Origin of the sequence: Mesorhizobium sp. NZP2298, assembly GCF_013170825.1 — a bacterium.
Taxonomy (GTDB): Bacteria; Pseudomonadota; Alphaproteobacteria; order Rhizobiales; family Rhizobiaceae; genus Mesorhizobium.
In genome coordinates this window covers 4328467-4342208 of record NZ_CP033365.1, presented here as the reverse complement: position 1 = coordinate 4342208, position 13742 = coordinate 4328467, and the positions used below count along the sequence as shown (strand labels likewise).

At 63.0% G+C, this 13742-nt stretch carries 15 protein-coding genes and 1 tRNA gene; 9 read left to right on the top strand and 7 right to left on the bottom strand.

Annotation, left to right across the window (positions count from 1 at the left end; translation table 11 throughout):
- The first annotated feature begins 206 nt into the window (after window positions 1-206).
- Window positions 207-1571 carry a magnesium transporter gene (gene mgtE, locus EB231_RS21040; RefSeq protein WP_172350552.1) on the top strand — a complete coding sequence of 455 codons (1365 nt, stop codon included), beginning with the start codon at window positions 207-209 and terminating at the stop codon, window positions 1569-1571.
- 131 nt (window positions 1572-1702) lie between these two features.
- Here the strand turns inward: mgtE and gor are convergent, their stop codons facing one another.
- The 3 genes from gor to rpiA form a co-directional block, all read right to left on the bottom strand.
- Entirely contained in the window at window positions 1703-3091 is a 1389-nt protein-coding gene (gor, locus tag EB231_RS21035) for a glutathione-disulfide reductase (protein ID WP_172350551.1), read from the bottom strand.
- A 119-nt stretch (window positions 3092-3210) separates the two neighbouring features.
- Complete coding sequence (locus EB231_RS21030) at window positions 3211-3813, bottom strand: DUF2059 domain-containing protein (protein WP_172350550.1); 603 nt, start codon at window positions 3811-3813, stop codon at window positions 3211-3213.
- Window positions 3800-4531: a ribose-5-phosphate isomerase RpiA gene (rpiA, locus tag EB231_RS21025; protein WP_172350549.1), complete on the bottom strand. Its 732-nt coding sequence runs from the start codon at window positions 4529-4531 to the stop codon at window positions 3800-3802. The genes EB231_RS21030 and rpiA overlap by 14 nt, the downstream gene beginning before the upstream one ends.
- Window positions 4532-4738: 207 nt before the next feature.
- Here rpiA and EB231_RS21020 point away from each other — a divergent pair, with 207 nt between their 5' ends.
- The 5 genes from EB231_RS21020 (at window position 4739) to EB231_RS21000 (ending at window position 7517) form a co-directional block, all read left to right on the top strand.
- Entirely contained in the window at window positions 4739-5422 is a 684-nt protein-coding gene (locus EB231_RS21020) for a phosphoglycolate phosphatase (RefSeq protein WP_172350548.1), read from the top strand.
- 139 nt (window positions 5423-5561) lie between these two features.
- A tRNA-Val gene (locus tag EB231_RS21015) sits at window positions 5562-5636 on the top strand.
- 149 nt (window positions 5637-5785) lie between these two features.
- Entirely contained in the window at window positions 5786-6043 is a 258-nt protein-coding gene (locus EB231_RS21010; protein WP_172350547.1) for a PepSY domain-containing protein, read from the top strand.
- Between the two features lie 157 nt (window positions 6044-6200).
- A complete protein-coding gene (locus EB231_RS21005) occupies window positions 6201-6941 on the top strand; it encodes a lysozyme inhibitor LprI family protein (protein ID WP_246740692.1) in 741 nt (246 codons plus the stop codon).
- Window positions 6942-7034: 93 nt separating this feature from the next.
- Window positions 7035-7517, top strand: coding sequence for a hypothetical protein (locus EB231_RS21000; RefSeq protein WP_172350546.1), 483 nt, complete (start codon window positions 7035-7037; stop codon window positions 7515-7517).
- A 4-nt stretch (window positions 7518-7521) separates the two neighbouring features.
- On the opposite strand, the gene EB231_RS20995 is transcribed toward EB231_RS21000, so the two are convergent.
- Both EB231_RS20995 and EB231_RS20990 read right to left on the bottom strand, forming a co-directional pair.
- The gene (locus EB231_RS20995) at window positions 7522-9408 is read right to left on the bottom strand and encodes a L,D-transpeptidase family protein (protein ID WP_172350545.1); all 1887 of its coding nucleotides are present in this window, start codon (window positions 9406-9408) and stop codon (window positions 7522-7524) included.
- Window positions 9409-9618: 210 nt separating this feature from the next.
- Window positions 9619-10365 (bottom strand): 3-oxoacyl-ACP reductase family protein, encoded by a 747-nt coding sequence (locus tag EB231_RS20990; protein WP_172350544.1) that lies wholly within the window; start codon window positions 10363-10365, stop codon window positions 9619-9621.
- 99 nt (window positions 10366-10464) lie between these two features.
- Here EB231_RS20990 and EB231_RS20985 point away from each other — a divergent pair, with 99 nt between their 5' ends.
- Both EB231_RS20985 and EB231_RS20980 read left to right on the top strand, forming a co-directional pair.
- Window positions 10465-11079, top strand: a complete 615-nt coding sequence (locus EB231_RS20985; protein ID WP_172350543.1) for a TetR/AcrR family transcriptional regulator — start codon at window positions 10465-10467, stop codon at window positions 11077-11079.
- A 60-nt stretch (window positions 11080-11139) separates the two neighbouring features.
- On the top strand, window positions 11140-11535 hold the full coding sequence (locus tag EB231_RS20980) for a rhodanese-like domain-containing protein (protein ID WP_172350542.1): 396 nt from the start codon (window positions 11140-11142) through the stop codon (window positions 11533-11535).
- Window positions 11536-11604: 69 nt separating this feature from the next.
- Here the strand turns inward: EB231_RS20980 and EB231_RS20975 are convergent, their stop codons facing one another.
- Window positions 11605-12516: an alpha/beta hydrolase gene (locus tag EB231_RS20975; protein ID WP_172350541.1), complete on the bottom strand. Its 912-nt coding sequence runs from the start codon at window positions 12514-12516 to the stop codon at window positions 11605-11607.
- 47 nt (window positions 12517-12563) lie between these two features.
- Between EB231_RS20975 and EB231_RS20970 the strand changes: the two genes are divergently transcribed.
- On the top strand, window positions 12564-13016 hold the full coding sequence (locus EB231_RS20970) for a MarR family winged helix-turn-helix transcriptional regulator (protein ID WP_172350540.1): 453 nt from the start codon (window positions 12564-12566) through the stop codon (window positions 13014-13016).
- A gap of 52 nt (window positions 13017-13068) precedes the next feature.
- Here EB231_RS20970 and EB231_RS20965 read toward each other — a convergent pair whose 3' ends face one another.
- On the bottom strand, window positions 13069-13680 hold the full coding sequence (locus EB231_RS20965) for a pyridoxamine 5'-phosphate oxidase family protein (RefSeq protein WP_172350539.1): 612 nt from the start codon (window positions 13678-13680) through the stop codon (window positions 13069-13071).
- Window positions 13681-13742 lie beyond the last annotated feature (62 nt).

The following is a 13742-nucleotide window of genomic DNA, read 5'->3' as shown; positions in this document are numbered from 1 at the left end:
ATCAGGCACCGTTTTTCATCGTCACCACGATTGACTCGGCAAGGCTCGCTCCTATGTTGCGCCGGCTTGCTGATAGTCAAACGCGAACCCGCAAGCAGAAAGGTCACCGCGCCATGCCTGGCGACAGTATTAGTCGAACGCAACCGCCGTCCGCCTAGACGTGACCTGAATGGTTCATGTCCTGGCCGGACGGCAAGGAGTGAGCCATGAACGATTTCTTCCCTGTAGCGGACGACGAGGCCGTCGCCATCGCCCGTATCCTTGCAAACGACCATGTCGCCGACGTGGTCGAGGCACTCAATCATGAATCGCGCGAAACCGCGACGGAGCTGCTTTGCGCCGTACCCTTCGAGCGTCTGGTCGAGATTTTCGATCAACCCGAACTCGAGAGTGCGCCTGAGCTCGCGGAGGCCCTGCCCCGCCCCAAGGCAAGCAAGCTGCTCACCGCCATGTCGGTCGACCGGGCGGCCGACATCCTGCGCGAGCTCGACGAGCCGGCACGCTCCGAACTGCTCGGTGCGCTGGCGCCGCCATTGCGCGCGACCTTGCTTTCCATTCTGGGCTATCCCGAAGGCAGCGCCGCATCGATCATGACGACGGAGTTCGTCAGCGTTCCCTCGGACTGGACCGTCGGGCGCACGCTTGATTACATCCGCAAGGTCGAGCGGACGCGCGAAACCGTCTACGCGATCTATATCGTCGATCCGCAGACGCACCTCCTGGTGCGGTCGACCGGCTTGCGCCGGCTCATCACCGGTGAGCCGGACGATCCGATCCTGTCGGTGGCGCCGGACCGCATGCCGGTCACGGTCACACCGCTGACCGATCGCGAAAACCTGGCGCAGACGATCTCCAAATACGACCTGCTCGCCGTCCCGGTTGTCGACCACGGCAAGATCCTCGGCATCGTCACCATCGACGACATCATCGATACGATGATCGAGGAGACGACGGAGGACGTGCACCGCTTCGGCGGCATGGAGGCGCTCGACGAGCCCTACATGAAGATGAGCTTCTTCGCCATGATCCAGAAGCGGGCCGGCTGGCTCTGTGCCCTGTTCCTCAGCGAGATGCTCACCGCCAATGCCATGCAGAGCTACGAAAGCGAGTTGGAGAAGGCGATCGTGCTCACCCTTTTCATCCCGCTGATCATGAGTTCCGGCGGCAATTCCGGCTCGCAGGCGACCTCGCTGGTCATCCGCGCGCTGGCACTGCGCGAGATAGGCCTCGGCGACTGGTGGCGGGTTGCGCTGCGCGAACTGCCGACCGGCCTCGTGCTGGGATCGATCCTTGGCGTTGTCGGTGTCTGCCGTATCACGCTGTGGCAGTATTTCGGTTTCTACGATTACGGCCCGCACTGGCCGCTGATTGCAGCGACGGTTGGGACGGCGCTGGTCGGCATCGTTACCTTTGGTTCCCTCTCGGGGTCGATGCTGCCGTTCGCCCTGAAACGGATCGGGTTTGATCCCGCCAGCGCATCGGCGCCATTTGTCGCGACGCTGGTCGATGTCACCGGGCTGGTGATTTATTTCTCGGTGGCGCTCGTCATCCTGCGCGGCACCCTGCTGTAGCACTCCACCCCGCCAGCCGTGGCCGGCGGCGGGGGTTCGCTCTCCTGGAGTTGTTTCGGGCTGCCGCCGTGGATGGCATCGCGCAGTGCATCGGGGAGACGCCTGACGGTGGGCGCTGCCGGCAGGCGAAGTCAGACCCGCTGGCCATCCTTCACGCGGTATGTCGGCTTGTACATGGTGACAAGCTCTTCCGCCGCGGTCGGGTGCACGGCCATTGTGCGGTCGAAATCATCCTTGGTCAGGCCGGCTTTCAGCGGGATGCCGAGCAGTTGTGCCATCTCGCCGGCATCCGGCCCCAGAATGTGGGCGCCAAGCACTTTGCGGGAAGTGCCGTCGACCACCAGCTTCATCAGCATCTTTTCGTCGCGGCCCGACAGCGTATGCCGCATCGGCCGGAAGCTGGCGCGGTAGATCTCGATATCTGCGAAACGCTTGACGGCCTCGTCTTCCGACAAGCCCACCGTACCGATTTCCGGTTGCGAGAAGACGGCGGTCGCGATGGTTTCGTGGTCGGGCGCGGTCGGGTTGTTCTTGAATGCCGTCTCCACGAAGCACATTGCTTCATGGATCGCCACCGGCGTCAGCTGCACGCGGTTGGTGACGTCGCCGATCGCCCAGATATTGTCAATGTTGGTGCGGGAATAATCATCGACCTTGATCGCGCCGGTCGAGGTCATCTCGATGCCGACGCCTTCCAGGCCCATATTCTCGGTGTTGGGGATGCGCCCGATAGCCAGCATGACCTGGTCCACCGTCAGCGTCTTGCCACTGGTCAGGAGGGCGTCGAGCCGGCCATCCGGCCGCTTGCGCACGTGTTCGGTCACCGAATGGCAGAGTATCTTTATCCCCTTCTTTTCCATCGTCTCGTGCAAGGTGTGACGCAGATCCATGTCGAAGCGGCTGAGGATCTCCTTGCCGCGATAGACCAGGGTCGTGTCGACGCCGAGGCCGTGGAAGATGTTGGCGAATTCGACAGCGATGTAGCCGCCGCCTTCGATCATGATCGCCTTAGGCAACGCCTTGAGATCGAAAGCCTCATTGGAGAAGATGCAGTGTTCGTGGCCGGGCAGTGCCGGATGCGCCGCTGGGCGGCCACCGGTGGCGACCAGGATCTGGTCGGCGGTGACTGTGCGATCCTCGCCCAGAAGATGGATCACGTGCGGGTCGACGATCATCGCCCGCGAATGAAAGGTCTCCCCGCCGGCGCCCTCGACATTCTTCTTGTAGATCGCCTCCAGCCGGCTGATCTCGCGATCCTTGTTGGCGACCAGCGTCTGCCAATTGAAACTGGCCTCCGGCACCGTCCAGCCATAGCCGGCCGCGTCGGCAAAATGCTCCGGAAATTGCGAGGCGTAGACATAGAGCTTCTTCGGCACACAGCCCCTGATGACGCAGGTGCCGCCGAAGCGGTATTCCTCGGCGATGCCGATGCGCTTGCCGAGTGCCGCCGCAACGCGCGCCGCCCTTACCCCGCCGGAGCCGCCGCCGATGACGAAGAGATCGTAATCATAACCGGCCATGAGGCAGCTCCTTGAACGTCGGAAAATGTGAGTGACAGGTAGGCCGCCAAAGGCCAAAAGAAAAGCCCGGACAAGCCGGGCTTCACAGATGGCCGCAAGGCCGTATTTGAAACGCAGGATCAGTTCTGCGTACCGTCGGCAGGAGCCGAACCATCGGCGGGCGCGGCGCCATCCGCCGGAGCAGCCCCGTCAGCGGGCGCCTGCGCAGCCGGCGCCTTGGCCTTGGCGGCCGCGGCCAGCGTTTCGCCGACCTGCTGGGCGAGATCGCGGGCAAGGCCGTTCTGCCAGATGTCGGCTGCCTTGACCAAATCACGCGTCACTGCCGGACCGTTGTCGAGCAGCTTCTTGCCGGCCTCGGAGCCGTAGAAGGCCGCGATGTCATTGAGATCTTTTTCGGAAAACACCTTCGCATAGGCAAGGGCCGCTTCCTTTTCGAGATCGGCGCGGCGCGAGGCCATCGCCAGCGCTTTCTCGTTGATCGTCTTGCCGATCAGCTCCTGCATGTCCGGGTTCTTCTGGATGAGCTGCGACTCGAGCGCGGCCGCCGCCTGCGGCAGGATGTTGTCGAACGGGTCGGTAGCATGGATCGCCGCGACCGCCGCCCGGGCGGCCTTCAGGTGCGACTCGGTGACGTCCTGCGAAAACGCCGGCGAGGAGAAGGCGAAAACGGCCGAGGCCGCCAGAACGACGCAAAGGCCGCGAACCCGGTTATGCAACATCATGATCGGTAGAACTCCCTGGTTTTCGGGCGGCATGGACGGTTTGGATGCCGTCGCCACCGGCGATGATGGCCGCTGACGCCAGCCCGATGAAAAGACCATGCTCGACCACGCCCGGAATGGCGTGGAGAGCATTCGAAAGCGCTCTTGTATCCGGAATGCGGCCAAAAGATGCATCGAGGATAAAATGGCCGCCGTCTGTAACAAAAGCCTGGCCTCCCGTCATCCTCAATGTAATCGGACCGGAAAGGCCGAGATTTGCAGCCGCCGCCGCTACCGCGATCTCGGTGGCGCGCAGGCCGAATTGGTTGACTTCGATAGGCAGTGGAAACCGGCCGAGCGTCTCGACCATCTTCGACTGGTCGGCGATGACGATCATGCGCTGCGAGGCCGCGGCCACGATCTTCTCGCGCAGCAGCGCGCCGCCGCCGCCCTTGATCAGGGTCAGTTCCGGGTCGACCTCGTCGGCGCCGTCGATGGTGAGGTCGAGCTCGGGCGTTTCCTCCAATGTCGACAGTGGCACGCCAAGCTCGCGGCACAATGCAGCGGTGCGCTCCGACGTGGGGACACCGATGACGGTCATGCCTGTCGCGACCTTGTCGGCGAGCAATCGTACGAACTCTTCGGCAGTGGTGCCGGTGCCGATGCCGAGCCGCATGCCATCGCTGACATGGGCAAGAGCCGCCCGCGCGGCCTCGACCTTCAATTGCCTCGCATCCATGCTGCTTTGCCGCCCCGAAACCTGATGCATGTCGCCCAAAGCAACCTCGGCTTTGGGAACCACATGCGACGCGCTTTAGTGTTTTGGGCTCCTAGCATTTTTGCCGGTCTGGTCAAAGCCCCTGGCGGCCATACCACCGCCCTGCTTGCCTTGACGCGCGCCAGCCTTTATCGCCTGCCAGCTGTACAAACCTGTGTGGGACAGACAATGATTCGCCCGACAATCGTGTTCGACCTCGACGGTACGCTGATCGATACAGCGCCGGACCTGCTCGACAGCCTCAACCACAGCCTGGCCGCCAGCGAGCTCGCGGAAGTCGACGAGGCCGGCTTCAAGCGCTTCGTCGGCCATGGCGGCCGCGTGATGATAGAGCGGGCGCATGCCGCGCAGCAGCGCTCGCTTGATGTCACCGAGCATGACCGGCTGCTGAAACTGTTCCTCGATCATTATACCGACAATATTCCCGGCAAGTCCCGCCCGTACCCTGGTGTCATCGAGGCGATCGCTCGCTTCGAGATGGCGGGCTATCTCCTGGCCATCTGCACCAACAAATACGAGGCCAACTCGCTGGCGCTGATCGAAGCGCTCGGCCTGACCAAGCATTTCGCTGCCATCGCCGGACAAGACACATTCGCCTTTCGCAAGCCCGATCCGCGTCACCTGACCGAAACCATCAGGCTGGCCGGCGGCGATCCCCACCGCGCGTTGATGGTCGGCGATTCGCAAACCGACATCGACACCGCCAAGGCCGCCGGCATCCCAGTGGTGGCCGTTGATTTCGGCTACACCGACCGCCACGTCCGCGAATTCGAGCCCTCGGCGATAATTTCGCATTTCGACGCGCTGACCGTGGGTCTGGCGGAAAGGCTGATCAGCGCCGCTGGACGTTGAACGGACAGCGACCGGCATCCTGTCGGAACAGACTCGAAAGGGCGAGGAATCCGATCGGTGTGAGAATGCCAGACACCGCCTTGACTTAACCGGTTGGCCTCCCTTATATCGCGGCTCGCTTGGCCTTCGGGCAACGAGCGGGCGATTAGCTCAGCGGGAGAGCACACCCTTCACACGGGTGGGGTCGCAGGTTCAATCCCTGCATCGCCCACCATTTTCCCCGGAATGTTTTTTAGTCTCAGCCCCTGCTTCGACGCTCTGGCAAATTGCAACCTGCAAGCACGACCTGCCAAGCATTGCGGCTCATCTGGAACCAACTCGCACGCCAGCGAGTTTCCTTGGGTCGAAACTTGAGGGAAAACCATGTCCAGATTTCTCGTGGCAACCAGCGTTGCCGTTCTTCTCGCTGCCGGTCCGGCTCTGGCCGCGGATGACAAGCCGCTGCCGCCGCCCAATGCCAAGAAGCTTTCGGAGATCATCGCCAAGGTCGAGCAGCGCGACGGCTTCCGCTATGTGAAGGAAGTCGACTGGGACAATGGCGCCTACACCGTCACCTATTACACGTCGGACAAGGCGAAGGTGGAAATCACCTACGATCCGGTGACGGCCGAGCCTAAGTAGGAGCCGCCGCCGGACACTCTCAATTCGACGGGCCTGCCGTTTTCTCCGCGCGCCTTCATGGCCAATCGGAGTGCCGCAAATTGTCCATGCTTGGAGTGTGATATGCACGCCAGGGTGCGGCGTCGCCTTGGGCAATGCTGTTGGCTTGGGGGCAGTCGTGCGATTTTCCGTTCAAACCGATGTCTTGCTCGTCCTCGCCATCATACTGGCCGGCAGCACCCTTGCCGCTCCCTCGGCGCGGGCCGACGGGCCGTCCTTCGACTGTGCCAAGGCAAGCTTGCCGGCGGAGAAGGCGATCTGCGCCGACCCGCGGCTGTCGGCCATCGATCTGCTGGTCGCCAAGGCCTACAAGGGATTCGAGCCGGCATTCGGCGGCGACAAGCGCAAGATCGCCCGCAGACTGATCGCCGACCGCAATGCTTGCAGGAGCGACACCGCCTGCATTGTCAGCGCACTCAACAATGCCTTGCAGACTTATGGCAACGCGCCATCATGGGTGCAGGATTACAACATCGCGCTGATCGGCAAGAAGGCGCTGGACGTCGCGTTGCGCAATCCCGGCAACCAGGATCAGCCCCTGCCCTCCGCGGTCGGGCAATGCGCGACCACGCACATCAGGACGCTGACCACGCGGCTCGGCGACGATCCGCTGGAAACAGCCAGCCCCGACGCGGGCAGCGCCGCGACATTCACCAATGGCGGCGGGGCCGTCTCCTATGATCGCGAGCCTGGCCTCGCCGCATCGAAGGTCGGCGAACCCGTCGTGATGTGCCTGATCGCGATTCCCAGGGACTGCCCCAAGGACGACGACCGCGGTCGGGTCTATTATTCGATCGATCTGGTTGCGAAAGGTTCCTGGGCCTTGCCGGACTCCGAGCATCTGTGTGGCGGCGCATGATTCGAAGAAAGCCTGGCACGCCGGCGAGGCGCTTGCCCTTGCGCCGGATCGTCTTTGATGGCTGACTGAACCGGTTGATGCGCCGTATGGGGGATGGGCATGGCGACGGCGAAGCACGTGATGAAGCGCATCCTGATGATGCTTGCCGGCTATCTCGTCGCGATACTGGTCGGCCTGTTCGCCGTGGTGGCGATCTACGCCGCGCTCAGTTCCCTGCCCAGCGCGCCGGCGTATTTCGACGTCATGGGGGTTACGCCGATCGCCGCCCTGGTGGTGCCGCCACTTGGCATGTTCATCTATTTCCTGACGATTGTCGTGACCGCGCTGCAGACGCTGATCTTCGCGCTGATCGCGGAGTTCTTCTCGTTGCGCAATGTCCTGATGCACATGGCCTTCGGCGCCGCTGCCGCCGCCGCCGGCTTCTTCCTGATCTGGCCGAGTTCCGCCGAGGACATGGATCCGGAGCGATGGGCCGATATCGGCATCATCGCCGCCGCCGGCCTTGTCGCTGGCTTGGTCTACTGGCTGATCGCCGGGCGGGAAGCGGGCTTCCGTCGCCCGTTGTCGCAGCTCTGAACGATCAGCTAGAGGGCGAACGCACCGCTTCGGTCGCGTCCAGAGCCTGTTTCAGCCGCGAATCGCGATCGTAGACATCGTTGAAATACTCGACCTTGCCCGACATGTCGGGCCACGCGGTGAAATAGGCGACATAGACCGGGATCTTGCGCGTCACATTCTCCGTCGAATGTCCGTGCTTCAGCTTCTCGGCGACATAGTCGACCGAGGTGCCAAGCACCGCGGCCGCCATGCCGCGCGGGTCCTGCAGGCGCACGCAGCCATGGCTGAGCGCGCGCATGTCCTGCTTGAAGAACGATTTCTGCGGCGTGTCGTGCATGTAGATCGCGTGCTTGTTGGGGAACAGGATCTTCAGTTCACCCAGAGCATTGGCCTCGCTCGGCTGCTGGCGCACGCTGTAGGGAATGTTGGCGCCATAAGCCCCCCAATTGACCGCCGACGACGGAATGCGCTTGCCGCGCGAATCCGTCACCTCGTAGCCCGCCCGGTCGAGATAACCGGGATCACTGCGCAATCTGGGCAGCATCTCGTTGACGATGATCGACTGCGGCACGCCCCAATAGGGATGGAAATCGACCTGCTTGATCTGGTCGTAGAAGAACGCCGTCTGATTGGTGACCCGGCCGACCACGGCGCGCATCTTCAGCTTTTCCTCGCCATTGTCGATGTAGCTGGCGGTGAATGCGGGCTGGTTGATGAAGACACGCGGGCTGCCGAGATCGGAAGGCAGCCAGCGCAGTTCCTCCAGCGCCACCTGCACCTTGAGTAGCCTGTCGGCCTTCGACGTGCCGGCCAGCAAGGCGACGGTGCGCGGACCGATGACGCCGTCGCCCTTCATGCCTTCCTTCATCTGCACCGCCTTGATCAGCGGCACCAGTTCAGGGACGTAGACCTCGCTGGTCGCCAGCCGCGACAGGAGCTCGCCATAGGTGCCGCCCATGTCGTCATCGAGATTGCGCGCGATCAGCGACAGCAGCTTCGGCAGTTCGGGGCTGGTCTGCCCCGGCTTCAGCAGCAGCTTGGGATCGACGACGATCTCGTTCTCGGCACTTGCCTGCAGCGATTCCAGCTCGACGCGCAGCGCTTGATATTCCGCATTCTGCGGATGCCGCGATTCGAGGTAAGTGCGCACTTCCTGGGTATGCGCCAAGGTCTTCAGTACGCCGACCATGTCGAGCGGCTTGGCCGGGAAATCATAATAGCCGGTCATCCTGTTGGGCTCGACACGGCCGCTCTGGGCATCATGGGCGTAGCGCAAGACGCGCGCCGAAAGCGCCATTTCGAAGCGCACCAGTTCCTTCAACTTGGCGGCGTCCCCCACCGAGGCCGAATTCACGGCCGGCACGTCGACCGTATAGTCGGCTGGCGTCAAGCCATAGCTCGCGGCCTCGCCGAGCACCCGAACCGCATCCTGGGCGCGATTGTTGAGGCTGGTTCCGCTCACCCAGATGAAGTCCGGATTGGCCGAATAGTAGGCAATCAGCGCCTTGGCGATGTCGGGCTCGGCATAGAGTTCGTAGTCGCTGAGATCGGCAATGGCGTCGTGGAAAGCAGCTCCAGTGGCGGACGGAACGAACGCCGCGTCCTGCGGCGTTGCCGGCTGGGGCGCCGCCGACAGCGTCGAGAAGTCGACGCGCACCAGCCTGTCAGCCTTGTAGGTGTAATAGGACGGGCTGCTGATCTTTACGCCACCGCCGCCGCCAGCAGGAGCTTTCGGCTTGGGTTTGTGCTTTGGCGGAGGCGGAAATTCCCCTTGTGGCTCGTGCCTGACACCGCCGCCGAACAGCATGTCGAAAAGCCCCTGCGCACCGGCTTGAGGCGCGCCCAGGGCGAGCGTTGCCGCGATCGCAATCAGCGGCATCGCGGTTGCTTTTTTACCGAGGAATTTCATGGATCACCCGCTCCGGCTGCAACCGGTTCCCGTTCCGCACGTTAAACCGTCTCGCTCACCGCATGGCGGATGTAAGGCGCGACTATACCGATTCATACCGATTTCGTTAAGCTTTCATAAATTTCGGAAAGCGTGTTGCAGAACGGTTTCACAACATCGTGACGGCGGGAGCGCGGGTGTTTTCGCTCCCGCCCAAGGACTCCATGAAAATCAGGCGTTGGCGCCGCCATCGATGGTCAATGCGGCGCCGGTTACGAAACGTCCTTCCGGGCCGGCGAGCCAGGCAACCATGCCGGCGATATCGTCGGCCTTGCCGAATCGCGGCGTCGCCATCTTCTGGCGCTGGTGGTCGGCATGCGGTCCGTCCGCCGGGTTCATGTCGGTGTCGGTCGAGCCGGGGTGGACGACATTGGCGGTGATGCCGCGCGGACCGAGGTCGCGCGCCAGGGCCCTGGTCAACCCGACCAGTGCCGCCTTGCTGGCGGAATAGGCGCCCAGGCTCGTGTCGGTGACGCGTTCGGCGAGATTGCTGCCGATCGAGATGATCCTGCCTCCCTCGCCCATATGAGCCGCCGCGGCTTTCGAGGCGATGAACGGGGCTCTCAGATTGACCGACATGGTCTCATCGAAATCGGCAAGCGACAGCGTATCGATGGGTGCCGTGCGCCAGATGCCGGCACTGTTGACCAGGATGTCGAGGCGGCCGAAGGCGCCAACGGCCCGATCGACGGCTCTGTCTATCGCCGCGGCATCCCGGTTGTCGGCCCTGATCGCAATGGCACGGCCGTCCTTGGCCTCTATATCGGCAACAACGGATAGAGCCTGCTCCTCGCCGTGTACATAAGTCAGTGCGACAGCCGCGCCATCGGCGGCCAGGCGCCGTGCAATCGCCGCCCCTATGCCGCGACTGCCACCCGTGACGAGGGCGGCCTTGCCACTCAAATTGCTGGAAGACATCTGCTTCTCCATTTCTGTATCGACCAATACATAAATGTCTGGCAGCCTTGCCCGGTCGCGTCAACTGATTTATGTATCGATCAACACAGAAAAGGCGCCATGTCGGAAAGAGGCCGTCCCCGTACCTTCGATCGAACCGCGGCCCTGCGGCGCGCGATGGAACTCTTTTGGGCCAAAGGCTACGAGGGCACTTCGATTGCCGAGCTGACCGCGGCGATGGGCATCAATTCACCCAGCCTCTATGCCGCCTTTGGCAGCAAGGAGGCGCTGTTCCTCGAAGCGACCGAATATTACACGCAAGCCGAAGGAACAGAGATCTGGGCCGCGTTGGACCAGGAATCGACGGCATGCAAGGCGATCGAGAACTTCCTGCGGCAGACAGCCAAGGCTTATTCGCAGACCGATCGCCCGCAGGGCTGCCTGATTGCACTGGGTGCACTGCACGAGGACTCAAGCAGCGGCGCCATCTGCGCGGATTTGCGCCGGCGTCGCGCCGGAAACCTCACAGCCCTGCGCAAGCGCCTCGAGCGCGGCGTGGCGGAGGGCGAATTGCCGGCGAAATTCGATTGTCGTGCCGTGGCGACCTTCTTCGCCACGGTTCAGCATGGCATGTCGATCCAGGCGCGGGATGGTGCATCGCGCGCCGCCCTGCTGGCGACCGTGGCCGGGGCGATGGCGGCGTGGAAGACGTTGGCCGGAACCGAGGCAGCGTGACAAATGCAGGCTGGTGTGCTCGAAATTCGGACCTGCCAGCAAGGCCGGGAGGGGACGACGGTGAAAAAGGGTTATCGCGAACTGCTCGACGAGGCCAATGCCGAGATCGAAGTGGTTTCGCCTGAAGAAGCGGCGGGATTGCTTGAAGATGAGGGCACGATCTTCGTCGACCTGCGAGACCCTCGCGAGGTCGAGCGTGATGGGAAAATACCCGGTGCCAAACACGTCACCCGTGGCATGCTGGAATTCTGGATCGATCCTGAAAGCCCTTATCACAAGCCGTTTTTCGCCTCGGGAAAGAGCTTTGTGTTCTTTTGTGCCGGAGGCTGGCGCTCGGCGCTCGCCACCAAGACCGCGCAGGATATGGGATTGACGCCGGTCAAGCACATCCTTGGCGGCTACACCGCCTGGAAGGCGGCCGGACTACCGGTCGAGCCCGGCGAGAAGAAGAAGTAGCCCGGTGCATGTCGCTCAAAAGTGCTCCCGGGTTTGAGGCAACGACATGCATGGAACGAGAACCGCGGCTCAATGCAGTAATGACGGCTCGTGGTTCCCCGCGACGAAGGCAACGGCGCGTTCGACCACGCCCTTGTCCGCAAGAATGCGGCGGTGGCCGAGCCCGTCGGCCCAGTGCAGCCGCACATGACCGCCGGCACCGGCATAGCGTCTCGCATGCTCGGCCGGCACCTCGCGGTCATCAGGCGCGTGGATTATAAGCGTCGGCACGGGCGCCTGTGCGAGCTGGCGGTCGCCGGTGAATTCATGCAGTGGCCGGCCGGACAGGTGTTCGACACGGTCCGCCATGGCAACCTGCGAGCGGGGGCCGACATTGAGCATGCGGCTGAAGTCGGCAAAGATCGCCGGCAAGGAACTTGGCGCCGCGATCAGTACAAGACGCCCGGCCGCCAGCGGCGGAATGTTCTTGACCGAACCGGCGATGGCATTGGCGGCGACGGCGCCGCCGAAGGAATGACCCACCGCCGCCACGAACGGACCGAACCATTCGCCGGCGACCCGCACCGCGTCAACCGCGTTGACCATGTTGAGGTGCCGGCCCTGCGAATGGCCATGGCCCGGCAGATCCAACGAAACGACCCTGTAGCCGGCGGCGCGATAGCCTTCGATCAATGCGCGCATGTATTCGGTGCGCGAACGCCAGCCATGAACGACAAGCACTGTGCCAGGAGCCGCCCTGCCCGGTTCCGGCCGGAATTCGTGCACCGCCACGCAGCCGGTCGCCGTCTTCAGCCGATGATGGCGCGCCTCGGTCATGAATTCGGCGGCGCGGCTGATGGCGCGGCGCTCCCCGTCGGTCAGCGCCCTGGCGCTCGGCGTACGGCAGAACAGTTCGAAGGCCGCGCGCCCGGTGATGCGCGGCGCAATATGTTCGGCCGCACCAAACACACCTCGGATGACCTTCAGCCCGAATGATGCCATAGTGAGAATCCATCCATACGTTCAAGCATGAACATAATAGTTCAAAGATGAACAATAAACAAGAGCTGCCCTGGGACAACCCGCGTTTTCGCAACTGGGTCGCGGTGGCGCGCGCCTGCCATGTGCTGGAGCGCACGCTGGCGGTGAAACTCGCCCCTTTGGATCTCAAGCCGGCGCAGCTCGACGTGCTGATGAACCTCTACCGTCACCCCGGCATGTCGCAGCACGACCTTGCCCGCAAGCTGCTGGTCGGTCGCTCCAACATCACCATGCTCCTGCCGCAGCTGGAAACGCGCGGCCTGCTGCGCCGCGAAGGCGACGAGAAGGACAAGCGCATCCTGCGGCTGGCCCTGACCGAGGCCGGCGAGGCGCTGCTGATGCAGGCGCTGAAGGTGCATATGGCGCTGATCGAAAAGGCGATGAGCCAGTCGACGCCGGAACAATGCGACATGATCGGCGACCAGATGCGCAAGATCTATGAGGTACTGAAGGAGGCCTAGCACCCAAGGTGTGCCGAGATTCAGGCCAGCCTCACCTGAGTAGGTGCACCGGCTACCACATCGTCTTCTTCGCCCGCTCGGGCCAGTCCTTGTCATAGGTTTCGCCGTCGATGTTCTTCCGGCTGGTGATTTCCAGGATTTTTCCTGGTGTCGGCAGTGACTTCGGGTCGACATGTTTTGCCGGATTCCAAAGTTCCGACCGCACGATGGCGCGGGCGCATTGGAAATAGACCGAATCGACGTCGATGACGGTCACCGAACGCGCCGCCTTGCCGTCGACCATGAACGACGCGCAAAGGGCGGCATCGGTCGTGAGGTGCGCGCGGCCGTTGATGCGCAGTGTCGTACCGGAGCCCGGCACCAGGAACAGCAGCCCGACGCGAGGATCCCTGATGATGTTTTTCAGCGAATCGGCGCGGTTGTTGCCGCGCCGGTCTGGCATCATCAGTGTCTTCGGATCAACGATGCGCACGAAGCCGGCGAGATCGCCGCGCGGTGAACAGTCCAGCCCCTCCGGGCCGCTGGTGGCAAGCGCAATAAAGGGCGAAGCCTCGATGAAGGCTGCGTATTCGGGAATGACGTGGTCGAGTTCCTTGACCAGCGAGGCTTCGCCGGGAAAGCCATAGAGCGCTTCGAGCTGTTCGACCGTGGTGATGAGCGACATCTTTTTCGTCTCCGAACCTTTGCCGGCGCTACTCCAGATGTGTGACGCCTTCACGACGCCAG